Source organism: Paenisporosarcina macmurdoensis (assembly GCF_042658845.1).
GTDB lineage: Bacteria > Bacillota > Bacilli > Bacillales_A > Planococcaceae > Paenisporosarcina > Paenisporosarcina macmurdoensis.
This window is the reverse complement of sequence record NZ_JBHSRI010000039.1, coordinates 1-702: the sequence shown is the minus strand read 5'-3', so window position 1 is coordinate 702 and position 702 is coordinate 1. Positions and strand designations below refer to the sequence as shown.

Genomic DNA, 702 nt, shown 5'->3' with positions numbered 1-702 from the left:
GGTCTGGAGTTCCTGATTTCACACTGCCAAGAAAAGCCTCTAACGAGGTGGAAGGTGCCCGTACCGCAAACCGACACAGGTAGTCGAGGAGAGAATCCTAAGGTGAGCGAGAGAACTCTCGTTAAGGAACTCGGCAAAATGACCCCGTAACTTCGGGAGAAGGGGTGCTCTATTAGGGTGTTAAAGCCTGAGAGAGCCGCAGTGAATAGGCCCAGGCGACTGTTTAGCAAAAACACAGGTCTCTGCAAAACCGTAAGGTGACGTATAGGGGCTGACGCCTGCCCGGTGCTGGAAGGTTAAGAGGAGTGCTTAGCGCAAGCGAAGGTGCGAATTGAAGCCCCAGTAAACGGCGGCCGTAACTATAACGGTCCTAAGGTAGCGAAATTCCTTGTCGGGTAAGTTCCGACCCGCACGAAAGGCGTAACGATCTGGGCACTGTCTCAACGAGAGACTCGGTGAAATTATAGTACCTGTGAAGATGCAGGTTACCCGCGACAGGACGGAAAGACCCCGTGGAGCTTTACTGTAGCCTGATATTGAATTTTGGCACAACTTGTACAGGATAGGTAGGAGCCTGAGATTCCGGAGCGCCAGCTTCGGAGGAGGCGTCAGTGGGATACTACCCTGGTTGTGTTGAACTTCTAACCCTTGCCCCTTATCGGGGTAGGAGACAGTGTCAGGCGGGCAGTTTGACTGGGGCGG

General features: G+C 53.6%; 1 rRNA gene. It reads left to right on the top strand.

What is annotated here, in order from left to right:
- Positions 1-702: ribosomal RNA gene (locus ACFPYN_RS18705) — 23S ribosomal RNA — on the top strand; the annotation flags it as partial.